This window comes from Treponema pedis (assembly GCF_017161325.1).
GTDB lineage: Bacteria > Spirochaetota > Spirochaetia > Treponematales > Treponemataceae > Treponema_B > Treponema_B pedis.
In genome coordinates this window covers 1,546,218-1,561,205 of the sequence record NZ_CP045670.1, presented here as the reverse complement: position 1 = coordinate 1,561,205, position 14,988 = coordinate 1,546,218, and the positions used below count along the sequence as shown (strand labels likewise).

The following is a 14,988-nucleotide window of genomic DNA, read 5'->3' as shown; positions in this document are numbered from 1 at the left end:
TTTAAAAAAAAGAGCTTGCACGTATTAACCGATTATGATACGATTGGTATAAACAATTAAAGGAGCTTTTATGCCGAATATTTTTCTTGGACGCGGCGAAACGGCCGTAGAACTTTTACCTTCAAAAGCAAACAGACATGCTCTTATAGCCGGTGCAACGGGAACGGGAAAAACCGTTACATTAAAAGTAATTGCCGAAGCCTTCAGCAGTTTAGGTATTCCCGTTTTTTTACCGGATATAAAAGGAGACCTTTTAAGTTTTGCGGAAAAAGGAGAGTCAAGCGTTAAATTACAGGAAAGGCTCAGCCTTTTAAAACTGAATAATTTTCAATTCCGAACTTACCCGATAAGAGTATGGAGTATCTTAAATGAAACGGGTCATCAAATACGTACGACAGTTTCCGAAATGGGGCCGCTTCTTCTTTCAAGACTTTTAGGCTTAAACGAAATACAGGAAGGCGTCTTAAACATAGCCTTCCGCGTTGCAGATGAAGAAGGTTTATTGCTTTTAGACTTAAAAGATTTAAAAGCCGTTCTTCATTATATCGGGGAAAACAAAGGGGAACTGAAACTGAATTACGGTAATATTTCGGATACTTCAATAGGAGCTATTCAAAGAGCTCTTTTGATTTTGGAAAATGAAGGAGCCGAAAACTTTTTCGGTGAACCTGCTTTGGACATAAATGATTTTTTTAAAACCGACATTGAAGGAAACGGTTTTATAAATATTCTTCATGCGGTTAAGCTTTATCAAAAGCCTAATTTATATTCCGCATTTTTACTTTGGTTTTTATCGGAGCTTTATGAAATGCTGCCTGAAACGGGAGATGCGGAAAAGCCGAAAATAGTTTTCTTTTTTGACGAAGCGCATTTACTGTTCAGCGAGGGCTCAAAAATATTAACCCAAAAGATTGAACAAATGATAAGACTTATACGGTCCAAAGGAGTTTCCGTATTTTTTGTAACTCAAAGCCCCGATGATATCCCTGAAAATATCTTAGGACAACTCGGAAATAAAATTCAGCATGCACTTAGGGCGTTTACACCTAAGGAACAAAAAGCCGTACGCCTTGCAGCCGAAACCTTCCGCATAAACCCGTCCTTTAATACGGCGGAAGTTATTACACAGCTTAAAACCGGAGAAGCCCTGGTTTCGGTCTTACAGGAAGACGGAAGCCCCTCAATAACGCAAAGAGTGCTTATTGCACCGCCTCACAGTAAAATAGGAACGGTTGATGAAGCTAAAATAAAAATCATAGTGGAAGAATCTCCTTTTTTTCTATAAATATAAAGAAAGCATAGACAGAAAATCCGCATACGAAATTTTAACTCAACAGTTTACGGAAAAAGCTGAAAATAAAGAAAGCAATCGGGAAGAAGAAATACGCTTAAAAGAGCTTAAAAAAGATGAAGCCGCAAAAATAAAAGAAGAAACCGCTTTGATTAAAGCCGAAACGGCAAAACTCCGTGCCGAAACCGCAAGACAAAAAGCGGAAGAAGCCGCGAAACGTAAATATCAAAGCACGGCGAACCGTTTGGGGAAAGTCTTAATAGACAGTATGACCCGCTCGGTAGGAAGGGAAATTACGCGCGGTATTTTCGGATCGCTAAAAAAATGCTTAAATAACAACAAAACTTTCACCCTCAAATCCTTAAGAGTTGAGGGCGCCATTTTTTAATTTTTCTAAAAATAAAACTTATTCCATTATGTAAGTTTTAATAGGAGGAAAACCGTTAAACTCTACAGATGCATAACTTGAAGTATAAGCTCCTGTAGTTAAAAAGTAAACCCTGTCACCCGGTTTTAACGTTGTAGGCAGACTGTATTTATAATCTTCATACATAATATCCATGCTGTCGCAAGTAGGACCTGCAAGAACAACATCTCCGCGTTTTTTACAATCCTCATCTTTATCGGTAACTATAGGATACTTTAAAGATTCATTTAAGGTTTCAATAAGTCCATTAAAAAGCCCCGTATCTAAATAAACCCAGCGGAATAAGGCGGTATTGTTTTTTCTTGAAATCATAACAACTTCGGTAATAAGAATTCCGCTGTCACCTACTAAAGAACGCCCCGGTTCCAAAATAATTCTAGGACTGTCTTCGCCGAAATCGTCTTCTAAATAGCGCGTAATTTCGGAAGCATAATCGCCCAAATCGTTTGCGGGAGTAACATAAGAAGCGGGAAACCCTCCTCCCATATTAATCATCTCAAGTTTAATATCCTCCTCTTCTTCAAGAGAAGCAATAAGATACTTTGTTTTTGCAAGAGCATCATTCCATTGACCGATATCGCGCTGTTGGCTTCCCACGTGAAAAGAAATTCCGTAAGGAATAAGCCCGGAATCCCTTGCCTGAATACACAAATCATACGCCATATCGGGGTGGCAGCCGAATTTTCTGGATAGAGGCCAATCGGCGCTTGTTGTGTTTTCAACCAAGATACGTACATAAACTCTTGAGCCGGGAGCATACTGAGCTATATTTTTTAAATCGTCTTTACTGTCCGTAGCAAACATTCTTACGCCCTTTTCATAAAAGTACGCAATATCTTTAGCTTTTTTTATGGTATTTCCATAGCTAACCCTGTCCGGGGTTACGCCTAAACGCAAAACTTTATCCAATTCGTATCTCGAAGCTATATCGAAATTCGAACCCAATCCATAAAGCATAGAAATAATCTTATCATGCGGATTTGCCTTAATTGCATAATAAACATCAGCATACGGAAAATTATCCTTCAGCTTTAAATAATTTTTTTTAATTGTTTTTAGATTAACAACAACGCAGGGAGTTTCAAGATTCTTTGAAAAGTTCATAAAATGCTTCCATTCAGAATCGCTGATATAATCCCGTCTATCCATAGCCGTCCTCCGAAAAAAATAATAATAACTCCCTTTATAAAGCTATTTTAAGAAACTGTCAATACTTTTTAAGGGAAAAACTTAATTTTTTTTAGATTAAAAAAATATAAAAATTCAGTAAAAAAATGAAAATTCTATGTCAAGGGGCTTGACAAAAATAGGGGGGGGGGGGGGGGGGTAAAAGTTAAAGCCATAAACGGAAATTTACATATTTTGAGGTCTTGCTTTTTTAAAAGCTGACAGGCGGAACCTGATTTTGTAAAAAACCGTTTAAAACTTGAAAATCTTGCGTTTAAAACACAAGATAAGGAAGGAATAAAATGAAAAAAACAATTTTAATTGCAGGCGTGTTGGTCTTGGTAAGTGCGGTTTTGTTTACGGGCTGCCCCGATAAATATGAAGAGGCTACATATACAAAAGAAAACATTACTCTCAAATTTAAAAACGAAACCCGTGAATCTTGCTATGTAGAAATAAAGGGAGAATCTAAGGACGTCAAAGGTGGAATAATATCCTCCAGTATTACAGAAGGATTTAAATCTGAGATTGACTTTCCCACGGTTTTAAAAACCGAAGTACCTAAAGGAGAAAAAAGTATTACGGTTAAAGATGTCGTAACCTCGGGGAAAACATCAAAAAAAACAAAGGACTATTACCCTGTATTCAGAATAGCAGTAACCGATAGCAACGGTACCAGCGGATATAAAACCTTTTACAGCGATTCAAAAGACCAGTACACGGGAGGCACCTTTAAGATAAAAAAGGAACCCGGAAAGAACTACTTTACCATTGAGTTTTCAAATTAGGGAAGCAATATGAGTAAAAATAAACCCGTTAAACCTTCGGATAATGCGTCCAATATGCAAAACCCCAATAAGGGGACAAGCGGTACAAATATCCAATATGATAAAAATCAGGGAAACCGCGGTCAACAGTTAAATCCCAATAATAAAGGAAAATAAAAAAACAGGTTTATGCGAGGTAAAAGTTCCGCCATAACCCTCGCATAAACCGTCAAATTAAACAGCAGTTTTATAAAGTTTATCCTTTTTTACGCAAAATAAAATAATACACTCCGGCAAATAAATACATAATACCGCAAATCTGCAAAAGAAAACTCTCCTTTATAACACCTGAAAAAATTCCGCCAGATAAAAAACAAAAAATATTGATAAGATAAAAAGCGGCAAGTTTTAATTTGGACTTATCGCCTCTTAAAGCCATTGCAAGTGCAAAAGCCGCGTCCGTAAGATAGCCCGTAATATGGGTAGTGCGTACAAGCACATCGCCGTAAAAAATAAACATTCCGTTTTGCATTCCGAGAATAAGGGCAAGAATAAAAAGTGAAGTAATTTTAGAAAAAGTAAAAACCGAAACGGCAAAAAACCCCGACGAAAAAAACATTAAAAAAATTCCGTAGCGCTTTTTTAATGTAAATTTTCTTTGATAAAACATTAAGCCTGAAATAAAGGCTCCTAAAAAGAAGGCTGCAACGGAAGCGGCCGTTTTAACGGTAAAACCGAAAGCCCCGTCCGTAACGGAAACCGCAATCCCCGTAACATTGCCCGTATGATGACTTATAGGAGAAGCAAAAAGGCGCACCGCCGAAGCATTTACAAACCCTGCAATAAAGGTTAAAAGGATAATCCATATTTTAAGAGCAAAAGACCTTATCTGCACGGGCACTTCCATTACGGGCTTTTTTAAAATTTAATCGAATATTCCGTTTTTAATCTCTTTAAATTCTCTTTTCCCCGAGAATTTCATGATAAAGATGAGAATACTCTTCCCTTCCCCGCTCCATATCGAATTTTGAAGCTCTCTCCCGCAAAAGAAGTTTTATCGCATAGGAAAATACGGCATCGGAAGAAAAACCGTCGGAACCTCTTACCGTATCGGCGGCTTGAAACCTTACATTATCCAAAAAATTTTCCGCTTCCAAAGGATTTTGCATTGCAACGGCGGCTCTGGCCGATTGCATAGGAGAAAAAGCTCCCGATAAAGTAAGCCGCTCTTCATAAGAAATACTGCTTTCCCACTTTAACTTTAAAGCTCGAGCCTGTTCAAGGGCCAATCTTAAAGAACGCTCAAAACCGTACCAGTTATCCAAAAAGGCGGAACCCGTTTTTTCTTCCGAACGGGGAGGCTCCAACGACAGCTTATTTAATATTGCGGCATCTTTTTCGGTTAAAAAACGCAAAGCCAATTCTTTAAAAGCCTTAAAACTCATAGGCGCCTGCGAAGAAGCTTGAATTGAAGGCAGCTGTGCCGTTAAATAATAATAAGAAGCCACTTTTTAAAGCTCCTTTGCCGCTTTTTTTAAAATTTCGGACGTTTTCGGACTTAAATACGAGGCAAAGAGTGCGGCCACGGCTTCCGCCGAAAAATCATAGTATGCGGCTCCGTCCTTTGTTCCTATTCTGAATCCTCCCGACATTTTACCATCCGCTTTTATTTCCACACCCTTTGAAATAACATCTTTCAGTGCGAAATGTAATGAATTTTCGAGGTTTTTTAAATCCTGAGGTGATAAAATAACCGATAAGTCTTCCGTATTGTTGTTTTTTACCCAAAGTTTTACTGTTTCCGGAATTAAGGTTTTTAAGACTTCCGCATTATAAGACTTGGCCGTTTCGGAGCCGATTATTGCTTCAAGCTCGCGCAAAACTCCCTGTCTGAAAGAAATAAGGGTATTTCTTCCTGCCTGTTCAATGGAAGATTCCGCAGCTTTTCGGAACCGCTCCGCTTCGGCTTCTGCCTTTTTTACGGCAGTTTGAGCCTCATTTTCTGCATCTGCAATAATAGACTTTGCCTTTTCTTCAGCAGCCTGTATAACAGCGGCCGCCTGTTCTTCAGCGGCGGAAATGCCGTCTTTTTTTATTTTAGCGATAAGCTCTTGCAATTGAACTTCCATAGATTAGTTCTCCTTAAAAAATATTACTACCGTTATTATAGCAGAAAAATAAATTCTTATCAAGATTTAAATCAGCAATTTTTTCTGTATTTTACGATTTTATTGAAAATCTCTAAAAATATAAGGAGTTTAATGTTTATTATTGTTTTAACTTTTTTTTAATATACATAGAGCATAACTCTAAAATAATTGCGGTAACAAAAATCATATACGAAATAAAACCTACTTCGCCTAAATTGAATTTTAAACTGCCTGCCATAAATAATTCATAACCTATTCCCCCCGCTCCGGCAGCCGCTCCAACTGCGACGGCATTTCCGAAGTTAATTTCAAAACGGAAAAAGCTCCACGAAATTAAACTTGTTACTGAAGAAGGCAATACGGCTTGTGTAATTATTTCTATGTACCCCGCTCCACAAGCCTTTAAGGCTTCAACTGTCTTTTTATCTATTTGTTCAAAACTTTCGGAAAAGCCTTTAACCAAGTAGGCAGTGCTGTGAAAACTCATTCCCAAAATTGCAGCTTCAGCCCCAAGTCCTGCAACTACGGAAAAAACCAAAACCCAAATTATAGTCGGAACGGCACGCACAAAGGACATTAAACTGCGTATACATTTTACAACCGCTTTATGAGAAAGGTTTTCGGAAGAAGCGATGCCAAGAATAAAGGCAAATATAACTCCTATTAAGGTTGTAAGAAGTGCAAGAGCCACACTTACAAAGAGCGAAGAAAATAATTCACTTACGGAATAAGAGTTTGAAAGTCCCGCATGAAAAAACATTTTTCCCGCATAATTAAAAAAATATTCAAAAGATTTTTTTATTCCGTCCGCTGGTATTTCTATTTTTATTAACGTTATTACTGTTATAACCGTAAGTAAACATAAAACGGTTTTTACTAAAAATCTTTCTTTTGAAAATTTCCTTAAAACTGTTCTTCCTTTCATTCTACAAAAGTCCTTTCCGTATCCTGTTTGAAACGATATCGATAAGTAAGACTGCAATTACCAGCACAAGAATTATTAAACCCGCACTGTTATACCTAAAACTTTTAAAATAAAAATTAAATAAAAAACCTATTCCCGTTCCCGTCAATATTCCTATTAGGGCGGAATCTCGAACGTTATTTTCGATTGTATATAAAAGCCACGAAACAAGAGCCGGTGCGGCATTAGGTAAAACCCCTTGAAATACTGCGGAAATATATGAAGAGCCTACGGCACGCAGGGCTTCAAAAGATTCCGAGGAAGTTTCGTCTATCATTTCTTTAAAAGCTCGCAGTAAATGCCCGAAGGTAACGATTAAAAGAGCGGCAAATCCGGTAAAATTGTTTTGTTTAAACGAAAACAAAAGAAGCATAGCCCAAGCTACCAATGGAATATTTCTAAAAAATGAAGCCGATAAGGTTAAACCGAGTTTAAAAAATTTATTTATGCCTGTAGTTTCGCAGCCCAACACAGCTAAACCGAAGGCTAAAAAACCTGCTGTCGTACTTGCTGCAACTGCAATTGCACAAGTTTCGCCGAAACTTTTTAAAATTGCAGGAAGGTATTTTAAACAGGCGGGATCGGGAATAAAATTTTTTAAAAGCCATATAAAGCCTAACGGCAATTTGAAAATTATCGAGATGTTTTTAAAGCCCGTAATATAAGAAGCCGCATTATAAATTAAAAAAAACAAAATTATAATTAAGCCGGCTTTTATTTTTTTTATTAAAAAGAAATTCCGTTTTTTTAAAATCGATGAAGAGTTTAAATCTATTTTATTATTATAAAAAGAAATTTTTTTATGTTCTTTGTTTGCTTTTAAATCGAATTTCATAAATTATTTTTTCCCGTTTTTATTTGTACCGTTGCCGTTTAAACGGTTAAAAATTTCTTCATGCAATATTTCTCCCGTAAGTTTTTCAGGTTTATCGTTAAAAATAATTTTTCCACTGCGCATGGCAATAACTCTGTCTGCATACTTTTTTGCAAAATCAATTTGATGTAAATTTATAATACATGCAAGATTTTTATTTACCGAAAAATTTTTTATATAATCCAAAACAATTTCCGAAGATTGAGGGTCAAGAGATGCTATAGGTTCATCGCAAAGAAGGAGTTTAGGTTCCTGCATTAAGGCCCTTGCAATTCCTATACGTTGTTTTTGACCGCCAGATAATTCGCTGCACCGTTGATAAGCATACTCTTCCATACCGACGGCCTCTAAAAGCGAAAAAGCTTTTTCTTTTTCTTTTTCGCTGTAAAACCCTAATGCTCCTCGGTATGAAGGAATTGAACCCAAACAGCCGTGCAAAACATTTTCTATCGCATTAAGACGCTCCACTAAATTATAATTTTGAAAAATCATTCCTATATTTGCTCTTATTTGTTTTAAGTTTTTTTTTGAAGCCTCTTTTACGCTTTTACCGTCGAATATAATTTTCCCCTGCTCAAAATCGATTAAACGGTTAATACACCTGAGCATAGTTGATTTTCCCGCTCCGGACGCTCCTATTACCGCAAGGGTTTCACCCTCATTTACGGTAAAAGAAATATTTTTTAATGCTTCGGAACCTGAACGGTATGTTTTGCAAACATTTTTAAACTCTAAAATCAAAAAAAAGCCTCCATGAAAATCGATATTAAAAATTTATAAAAATCGCTTATTTTAATCAATAACCTCGCCCTAAGAGAGTCGGTGTATCGTTTTCAGCCCGGAACGGATTAAACCATCAGCATAAATAAACAATTACCGAATTTTAAAAATTTAAAAAGCCTTTTAAGAATTCTCTTAAAAGGCTTTTTACGGCATATTCAATTTTCCGCTAAATATGTTCAAATCTTGCGGTAAAAAAACGTAACTGCCTGGGTTCGTAAATGAACTTTAAGCCTTTTATATCTTCTTTATGTTTAAACAATTTGATAACCGAATCGGCTACAATATCCATATGTTTATACGTATAAACACGGCGCGGAATAGTTAAGCGGACGGTTTCAAGTTTCGGAATATGGTTTTCCCGTGTTTTCGGGTCGCGCCCCGCTGAAACTATACCGCGTTCCATACTACGCACTCCCGATTCAATGTAAAGTTCCGCTGCCAAGGCTTGGGCGGGAAACTGCATTTGGTCCAAATGCGGGCAAAAGCGACGCGCATCAAGGAATACGGCATGTCCTCCCACCGGTTCAATAATAGGAACACCTGCTTCCAAAAGTTTTTCACCTAAATAGCGCACCTGCTTAACACGGTGCTCTATGTATTCCAACTGTAAAGATTCTTTTAAACCTATAGCCATAGCTTCCATATCACGGCCCGCCATACCGCCGTATGATGGCATACCTTCAAAAACTACAACCAATTCCTTTGCTGCCTGAAAAAGCTCATCGTCATTCATACAGAGAAAACCTCCGATGTTTACTATACAGTCTTTTTTTCCGCTCATAGTACAACCGTCGGCATAGCTGAACATTTCACGGACGATTTCTTTTATGGTTTTGTCGGCATAGCCTGCTTCTTGCTCTTTAATAAAATAAGCGTTTTCAACGCAGCGGGTTGCGTCGAAGAAAACCTTAATGCCGTGTTTTTCAGTGAGTTCTCTTACTTCCCTCATATTTTTCATAGAAACGGGCTGTCCGCCTGCAAGGTTTACGGTAACCGCCAAACATACATAAGCTATATTTTCAGCACCTTTTTCATTGATAAGTTTTTCAAGTTTTTCAAGATCTATATCACCTTTAAAAGGAACGTTTTTTCCCGCATCGTGGGCAACATCTTTAATAATATCTACGAAGATACCGCCGTTTGCTTCCTGGTGATAACGTGTTGTGGTAAAGTACATATTGCCAGGAACATATTGGCCCGGTTTTATTGCAATCCTTGAAAGAAGGTTTTCCGCTCCTCGCCCCTGATGAGTCGGAACAAGATGTTTAAAACCGAAAATTTCTCTGACGGTTTGTTCAAGATGATGAAAATTTCGGCTTCCGGCATAGGCTTCATCACCTATCATAATGCCCGCCCACTGCTTGTCGCTCATGGCATTCGTACCTGAATCGGTAAGAAGGTCGATATACACATCTTCCGAGTTAATAAGAAAGGTGTTATAACCGGCTTCCTTAGCGACTTTTTCGCGCTGAGAGCGGTCAATCATGTTAACTGTTTCTACAACCTTAATTCTAAAAGGTTCCGCAGGATAATTTTTAATATCCATAAAATTCCTCCTAATCTGTGTAATCACAGGAAAGTTCTACATTGTAAGATACTATAACACAAAATACGAGGGTTTGTCTAGAACTGCAAAATCAACACCCGATTGACGATTTTTCGGCAAGTCTTACAAACAAAGCCGAAGAACGGCAAATTTAAACCTGAAAAAATCGCACCTACTAAAAACAATCCCTTGTCTTACTTACGGAATATATGTTATAATTCTTATTATGAAAGTAAAATTTCATTTTTCAATATCGATTTTTCTCCTTTCTCTTTTTTTATTTTTTTCATGTAAACCTGCAATTTCCGGAAAAGGAAACGGAGGTGAAACCGTTTTAAAAAGGTCCGAACAATATTTTTCCGCGCTCAGCTGGACGGAATCCGAAACTATTTTAAAGGAGCCTTTACCGGAGCCTTTTCAAGTAAAAGACTTAAAAACCGATACCCTTTACAAATACGGCGATACGGACTTAACTGAAAGCATCTTTCCTTCTCTTGAAGGGTTAGGAGTTCTCGATTATTCAGGAATTGATCCTTCCCTTATTTCTTTTTTCAATTCGCTTACGATTCAAATTAAGAAAAACAAATTAAAGAAGACATTTGCGTAAAAGGAAAAGTTTTTTTACCGTTTATGATAAATTATAAGTTAAAATTATTAAAAGAGATTTCTTCAATTTTTTACTCACGTCCTGAATATAATGATGAAGGAATAATGATTGCAAAATTCAGATGTAATATAAAAGGTGAAAAAAAGTTTTACACTATGTTGGAAATAGGAGCCGTTTTTTTAAACGAAAAATGGCAGCTTGATTCGTTCGATATTATCGGAGATACTGATGCCGGCTCAATTGAATAGAATTGAAAGCGAATATATTTTTAAATCTTTTTTAGAAGAAAAACCCGTTATTACAATTTTACACTCAAACGGACTTTTGCGGTTAAATAAGATGCAATATAAAATAAAAAACTCCTGTATTTTTTTTGTAAATAAAACAGGAGAAGCCGCAGGAGAAGTAAAAGTTCTTTTTACTCATAAAAAACGGCCTCTTTATTTTACGGGTAAAATAAATATACAAAAAGAATTTTCTTTTTTTAAATTTTCTTCCGTATTATACAAATATGACTTTATCGAAAAAAACGAAACCGGAGTTATTACACTTACCAATTCAGGGGGCGGAAAATTCAGTGCCGATATTTCACCTGATTTTCCTTTAAAATTGAACGCTGAAAATTTATCCGATTCTTTAAAAAACGATTTATCCCGTAAAGAAGAATATGAAGATTTTTTACTTTTTACGGAGAGTTTTTTTTCAGCTGCGGAATTACCTAAGGACGACCTTCCCCCCGCTTTAACGGAAAGAGTATATGAAATAGACAAAAAGGGAAAGCGGCCTAAACACGAACCCTCCCTTGTTTTTCGGACGGCAGCTACATGCTTATTTTTAGTACGACACAAAACACCAAGAGGATTTCTTCTATGCAGTCGGCACGTACTGAAATCCGCTTAGGCAGAAGACAAATAAAATTCCTGTCTTATTTTTTATTTGAATACCCTTTAAAAGGTATTTTTTATAAAAAGGAATACTCCATAACCTGTCTTGCAATAGACGGTATCCAAGAAGAAGATAAACGGTTTTTATACGAAAATACATATTTTTCCAAATACGGAAAATAGAATTTATACCAAGATACCGTGTTTTTTTTGCGGATATTTTTTAAGCATTGCAACGGCATTTTTTTTATTATTAAAGACAAAGCCGCCGTCCCAATATTCTAAAGCGGCAAAAAGAGCGTTTCCGCCGTCATGTTCATCGCTATTTTTTGTTCTAAATGATACATAATCAGCTAAATTGGTAAAATCCTGTTTATGAAGACATTCCAAGCGCTTTCTGTTAAACTCGTTCCATTTATCTATTTCTTTAAAACCGGCTCCTTCATCTTCAACAATTAGATGAGCATGCGTGGAGCTGAAATCGTACCACACTTTAACTTTTTTCGCAAGGTTACATTTATTACCGTGTTTTACGGCATTTTTAATAACTTCGCTTATTTGCTGCTCCAAAAGGTTTATACCTTTAATTTCCAGGGGGGCGGACTGCACTATTAAAAGGGTAAAATATCTGATTTGTCTAAAATCCGATGGAAATTCTTTATAAAGCATCCCCGTTTTATCGAATAAGGGACTAGCCTCATCAACTTTAAGTTCTTTTATTAAATCCATACCTGCCTCCTAGTCTTCAAGTTTTTGTAAGGCTTCTTCCAAACTGTTGGTAATAGGAAAATAGCCCATAAGTTTTGTAAGTTCTATAACTTTTTTTACCGAACCGTGAATATTGGTAATATAAAGTTTTAGATTCATCTTTTTTACCGTTGAACAGATGTAAATCAACGCTCCTATTCCCGAAGAATCGATATAATCCACTTCTTCAAGGTTAATTACCATACATTTAATTTGACGCTCTATCATTTTCATGACGAGTTCTTTTAGCCTATACGAATTGTATAAATCCATCTCACCGCTTACGTCAACAATGTAAACTTCTTTGTTTTTTCGGATTTTTAACTCCATATCAGTCTCCTTAATAGCATCATTATCTAGTCTTAATAATCAACAAGGTTTGGTCATCATGAGCTTTTGTTTTTCCCATAAACGATTCCATATCTTTTTTTACATTTGCGGCAATATCTTTGGACTTTTCCGATGTATTTGCCGCAATAACGGACGCCAACCTGCGTATTCCGTATTGTTCGCCCAAAGAATTAACCGTTTCAACCATTCCGTCTGTATACAGAGCCGCGATATCGCCTCGTTCAAAAGAAATAGTTTTGCTTTTGTAGCTCGAATTCATATCTACACCTATAGGGTCGGTATTCTGCTTAAACAGCTCTATTTTATTTGCCTGATTTTTCCACAACATTAAAGCTTGATTTCCCGCACCTATAAACTCAAGAGTATCGTTACCTTCTTCATAGCACAAAATGGATACGCTTGCAAAATGGTCTATTTCAATTTTACCGGTAATACCCTTATTAAGAGTATCCAAAATAAATTCCGTAGAATTTTTCGCACTTGTAACAAGATATAAAATAGACCTGAGCATAACCATAATAATCGCCGAATGTACGCTTTTTCCCGCAACATCAGCAGTAATAATAAATGTTTTATTACCCTTCGTTATTACATCGTAATAGTCGCTGCAAATACCCTTAACCTGTACAAAATGCTCTCCGATATCCAGCTGCTGTATCTTTCTTAAATTCTTAGGCAAAAGTATTGACTGAATTTCCGCCGCCGTTTCGGTTATATTTTCAATTTCGGCCGATTCGTTCGCTTCATTAAGCGTAATCGTCAAATTAACGATTTCGGCGGTATAAGCGGCAAGGTTTTCACCGATTTTTGAATCCGACTCTTCAAAAGACTGACTTCCCGGCGAACGCGATACTGCAACAACTCCTACAGCCCTGTTGTTTGCTATAAGCGGAAAAAACATTAAACTTCCGTATTGCAGAAACGGCTCTTCGCCGTTATCGGGCAAAATGTTTTTTCCTTCGCCGGTTTTTATAAGCCTCATATTGCCCTGCATAAGGACTTCGCCGAAAACGGATTCATCAAGTTTAAATTGGGCATATTTAAAATTCGTAACAACATGGTCCTCTTTATGAACCACATCTCCAGGCAGTTTATAAGGCGGCGGGAACTTTCCCTTTATAGCTTTAACTGCAAGGGTTTGTTCCAGGCTGTCCGCAATTAAAATAACCGCTCCGTCGGCACCCAACTGTTCTAAAAAAACTTTTACTATGTTTTCATACATTTCGGAAGAAATATCTTTTTTCCCGGTAATCATTCCTGAAGTACGGTTTAACAAAATCCTGCTTGTATGCAAAAGTTTTTCAGCCTGTTTCGATTCTTCTACAGGGCTGTTTTTTAATTTAGTTATATAAGCCTCATTTTGCCTTTCTTTTTCATAGACTTCAGCCTGTTCCTTAAAATACAATTTACAGGCATAGCGGAAATAGAGTATAAAACTTATACCTGCAAGCAAAAACCCCAAATCCGAAACTAAAGAGATTTTTAAAATTGCCGACAGCAGCCTGAATAAAACAATAAAAAGCAACGGAAAAAGAGCCGCTCTTATAAAGGCCATATAAGAAGCCGTTTTATTTTTTTTAGCTGTAATAATAAGCCATATAACAATAAAGGCTGCAAAACATAAGACGGCAATAAATGTGTAATTATTTAATGAATCGATAGTCTTCATCTTTGTTTGATTTTATCATCTATAGCCGATATGGTCAAGATTGTTTTTGAAATTATGATAATAAATTTTGAGTTTTTCGATTTTGTTTAAGAAATTTCCAAAACATGCCTGCTATATACGTTAATAACCTCCGTTTTTTCTATATTTGTACTTCTGGGTGTTTTGGAATTATGAATATGGACATTACCGTGCAGCCAATATTTAGGTTTAAATAATTTAATGAATTTTTCAAAACATTTAAATCCGTTTGCCGAAGCTATAGGAGCATGACTTACAATAATATCCGCATAACGCCCATACTTTATTTTATTAACCAGTAAGTGTGGTATCATAGCAATAATTTTCCGCCGCATTTGCCGTTCAGTAAACTGATTTTTACCGTCATTTTCTTTTTTTGCTCCCGAAATCCCTGCAATTAAAAGATTATCCTGTTTAAAAGTTTTAAAGCCTATATAAGTCCCGTTTTCGCTTTTAAAAAGGTTGTTTTTTTTAAACTTGTTAATTTCACCGTTTTTTGTTTTTTCCGCCATTTCGGGGTGATAATGGGTAAGAGATTTTAAATAATGCCCTCCCAAAACAAAAAGAAGAGGTTTGCCTAAAGATGCTTGAATAAAATCCAAGTATTCCATAGGCAAGTCTCCTGCCGCAATGATAAAATCCATATCGCCGTATTTATCTTTTATATTTTTACTGTATATAACAGGGTCGATTTGATCCGCAACGCAAAGAATCTTTTTCATCATTATTATCCTAAAATATTT

The 14,988-nt window shown here is 36.5% G+C and carries 18 protein-coding genes and 1 pseudogene; 7 read left to right on the top strand and 12 right to left on the bottom strand.

Going from position 1 to position 14,988, the window contains the following annotated elements; genetic code table 11:
- Positions 1 to 70: 70 nt before the first annotated feature.
- Positions 71 to 1,679: pseudogene (locus DYQ05_RS07045) on the top strand (helicase HerA-like domain-containing protein).
- Between the two features lie 18 nt (positions 1,680 to 1,697).
- On the opposite strand, the gene DYQ05_RS07040 reads toward DYQ05_RS07045, so the two are convergent.
- Positions 1,698 to 2,867 carry a type III PLP-dependent enzyme gene (locus tag DYQ05_RS07040; protein WP_206183168.1) on the bottom strand — a complete coding sequence of 390 codons (1,170 nt, stop codon included), beginning with the start codon at positions 2,865 to 2,867 and terminating at the stop codon, positions 1,698 to 1,700.
- Between the two features lie 320 nt (positions 2,868 to 3,187).
- Between DYQ05_RS07040 and DYQ05_RS07035 the strand changes: the two genes are divergently transcribed.
- Positions 3,188 to 3,673, top strand: a complete 486-nt coding sequence (locus tag DYQ05_RS07035) for a hypothetical protein (RefSeq protein ID WP_206183167.1) — start codon at positions 3,188 to 3,190, stop codon at positions 3,671 to 3,673.
- Positions 3,674 to 3,682: 9 nt separating this feature from the next.
- Positions 3,683 to 3,829: a hypothetical protein gene (locus DYQ05_RS07030; protein ID WP_020965300.1), complete on the top strand. Its 147-nt coding sequence runs from the start codon at positions 3,683 to 3,685 to the stop codon at positions 3,827 to 3,829.
- Between the two features lie 79 nt (positions 3,830 to 3,908).
- Here the strand turns inward: DYQ05_RS07030 and DYQ05_RS07025 are convergent, their stop codons facing one another.
- From DYQ05_RS07025 to DYQ05_RS06995, 7 genes are all read right to left on the bottom strand, one after another.
- Positions 3,909 to 4,547 carry a YoaK family protein gene (locus tag DYQ05_RS07025; RefSeq protein WP_225969093.1) on the bottom strand — a complete coding sequence of 213 codons (639 nt, stop codon included), beginning with the start codon at positions 4,545 to 4,547 and terminating at the stop codon, positions 3,909 to 3,911.
- Between the two features lie 58 nt (positions 4,548 to 4,605).
- Positions 4,606 to 5,160: a DUF2764 family protein gene (locus DYQ05_RS07020; RefSeq protein WP_020965298.1), complete on the bottom strand. Its 555-nt coding sequence runs from the start codon at positions 5,158 to 5,160 to the stop codon at positions 4,606 to 4,608.
- A gap of 3 nt (positions 5,161 to 5,163) precedes the next feature.
- Positions 5,164 to 5,781 carry a V-type ATP synthase subunit E gene (locus DYQ05_RS07015; protein WP_206183166.1) on the bottom strand — a complete coding sequence of 206 codons (618 nt, stop codon included), beginning with the start codon at positions 5,779 to 5,781 and terminating at the stop codon, positions 5,164 to 5,166.
- A 139-nt stretch (positions 5,782 to 5,920) separates the two neighbouring features.
- Entirely contained in the window at positions 5,921 to 6,727 is an 807-nt protein-coding gene (locus DYQ05_RS07010; RefSeq protein WP_206183165.1) for a PhnE/PtxC family ABC transporter permease, read from the bottom strand.
- Position 6,728: 1 nt separating this feature from the next.
- Positions 6,729 to 7,601 carry an ABC transporter permease subunit gene (locus DYQ05_RS07005; protein ID WP_206183164.1) on the bottom strand — a complete coding sequence of 291 codons (873 nt, stop codon included), beginning with the start codon at positions 7,599 to 7,601 and terminating at the stop codon, positions 6,729 to 6,731.
- A 3-nt stretch (positions 7,602 to 7,604) separates the two neighbouring features.
- The gene (gene phnC / locus DYQ05_RS07000) at positions 7,605 to 8,381 is read right to left on the bottom strand and encodes a phosphonate ABC transporter ATP-binding protein (RefSeq protein ID WP_206183163.1); all 777 of its coding nucleotides are present in this window, start codon (positions 8,379 to 8,381) and stop codon (positions 7,605 to 7,607) included.
- A gap of 208 nt (positions 8,382 to 8,589) precedes the next feature.
- On the bottom strand, positions 8,590 to 9,969 hold the full coding sequence (locus DYQ05_RS06995; protein WP_206183162.1) for a tyrosine phenol-lyase: 1,380 nt from the start codon (positions 9,967 to 9,969) through the stop codon (positions 8,590 to 8,592).
- Between the two features lie 226 nt (positions 9,970 to 10,195).
- Between DYQ05_RS06995 and DYQ05_RS06990 the strand changes: the two genes are divergently transcribed.
- The 4 genes from DYQ05_RS06990 to DYQ05_RS06975 are packed head-to-tail and all read left to right on the top strand — an operon-like array spanning position 10,196 to position 11,643.
- Entirely contained in the window at positions 10,196 to 10,576 is a 381-nt protein-coding gene (locus DYQ05_RS06990; protein ID WP_206183161.1) for a hypothetical protein, read from the top strand.
- Positions 10,577 to 10,599: 23 nt separating this feature from the next.
- A complete protein-coding gene (locus DYQ05_RS06985; RefSeq protein ID WP_206183160.1) occupies positions 10,600 to 10,824 on the top strand; it encodes a hypothetical protein in 225 nt (74 codons plus the stop codon).
- Positions 10,805 to 11,476 carry a hypothetical protein gene (locus DYQ05_RS06980; RefSeq protein ID WP_206183159.1) on the top strand — a complete coding sequence of 224 codons (672 nt, stop codon included), beginning with the start codon at positions 10,805 to 10,807 and terminating at the stop codon, positions 11,474 to 11,476. The genes DYQ05_RS06985 and DYQ05_RS06980 overlap by 20 nt, the downstream gene beginning before the upstream one ends.
- Positions 11,446 to 11,643 (top strand): hypothetical protein, encoded by a 198-nt coding sequence (locus tag DYQ05_RS06975; protein ID WP_206183158.1) that lies wholly within the window; start codon positions 11,446 to 11,448, stop codon positions 11,641 to 11,643. The genes DYQ05_RS06980 and DYQ05_RS06975 overlap by 31 nt, the downstream gene beginning before the upstream one ends.
- A gap of 3 nt (positions 11,644 to 11,646) precedes the next feature.
- Here the strand turns inward: DYQ05_RS06975 and DYQ05_RS06970 are convergent, their stop codons facing one another.
- From DYQ05_RS06970 to DYQ05_RS06955, 4 genes are all read right to left on the bottom strand, one after another.
- Positions 11,647 to 12,189 (bottom strand): ATP-binding protein, encoded by a 543-nt coding sequence (locus DYQ05_RS06970; RefSeq protein ID WP_020965290.1) that lies wholly within the window; start codon positions 12,187 to 12,189, stop codon positions 11,647 to 11,649.
- Between the two features lie 9 nt (positions 12,190 to 12,198).
- A complete protein-coding gene (locus tag DYQ05_RS06965) occupies positions 12,199 to 12,537 on the bottom strand; it encodes an STAS domain-containing protein (RefSeq protein WP_020965289.1) in 339 nt (112 codons plus the stop codon).
- A 22-nt stretch (positions 12,538 to 12,559) separates the two neighbouring features.
- On the bottom strand, positions 12,560 to 14,227 hold the full coding sequence (locus tag DYQ05_RS06960) for a GAF domain-containing SpoIIE family protein phosphatase (protein WP_206183157.1): 1,668 nt from the start codon (positions 14,225 to 14,227) through the stop codon (positions 12,560 to 12,562).
- 86 nt (positions 14,228 to 14,313) lie between these two features.
- Positions 14,314 to 14,967, bottom strand: coding sequence for a metallophosphoesterase family protein (locus DYQ05_RS06955; RefSeq protein ID WP_206183156.1), 654 nt, complete (start codon positions 14,965 to 14,967; stop codon positions 14,314 to 14,316).
- Between the last annotated feature and the right edge of the window lie 21 nt (positions 14,968 to 14,988).

Bases quoted from the DNA above. Each gene is read 5' to 3' on its own strand.
- DYQ05_RS07040 (WP_206183168.1), bottom strand. From the start codon at position 2,867: ATGGATAGACGGGATTATATCAGCGATTCTGAATGGAAGCATTTTATG.
- DYQ05_RS07035 (WP_206183167.1), top strand. From the start codon at position 3,188: ATGAAAAAAACAATTTTAATTGCAGGCGTGTTGGTCTTGGTAAGTGCG.
- DYQ05_RS07030 (WP_020965300.1), top strand. From the start codon at position 3,683: ATGAGTAAAAATAAACCCGTTAAACCTTCGGATAATGCGTCCAATATG.
- DYQ05_RS07015 (WP_206183166.1), bottom strand. From the start codon at position 5,781: ATGGAAGTTCAATTGCAAGAGCTTATCGCTAAAATAAAAAAAGACGGC.
- DYQ05_RS07010 (WP_206183165.1), bottom strand. From the start codon at position 6,727: ATGAAAGGAAGAACAGTTTTAAGGAAATTTTCAAAAGAAAGATTTTTA.
- DYQ05_RS07005 (WP_206183164.1), bottom strand. From the start codon at position 7,601: ATGAAATTCGATTTAAAAGCAAACAAAGAACATAAAAAAATTTCTTTT.
- DYQ05_RS06995 (WP_206183162.1), bottom strand. From the start codon at position 9,969: ATGGATATTAAAAATTATCCTGCGGAACCTTTTAGAATTAAGGTTGTA.
- DYQ05_RS06990 (WP_206183161.1), top strand. From the start codon at position 10,196: ATGAAAGTAAAATTTCATTTTTCAATATCGATTTTTCTCCTTTCTCTT.
- DYQ05_RS06985 (WP_206183160.1), top strand. From the start codon at position 10,600: ATGATAAATTATAAGTTAAAATTATTAAAAGAGATTTCTTCAATTTTT.
- DYQ05_RS06980 (WP_206183159.1), top strand. From the start codon at position 10,805: ATGCCGGCTCAATTGAATAGAATTGAAAGCGAATATATTTTTAAATCT.
- DYQ05_RS06975 (WP_206183158.1), top strand. From the start codon at position 11,446: ATGCAGTCGGCACGTACTGAAATCCGCTTAGGCAGAAGACAAATAAAA.
- DYQ05_RS06970 (WP_020965290.1), bottom strand. From the start codon at position 12,189: ATGGATTTAATAAAAGAACTTAAAGTTGATGAGGCTAGTCCCTTATTC.
- DYQ05_RS06965 (WP_020965289.1), bottom strand. From the start codon at position 12,537: ATGGAGTTAAAAATCCGAAAAAACAAAGAAGTTTACATTGTTGACGTA.
- DYQ05_RS06960 (WP_206183157.1), bottom strand. From the start codon at position 14,227: ATGAAGACTATCGATTCATTAAATAATTACACATTTATTGCCGTCTTA.
- DYQ05_RS06955 (WP_206183156.1), bottom strand. From the start codon at position 14,967: ATGAAAAAGATTCTTTGCGTTGCGGATCAAATCGACCCTGTTATATAC.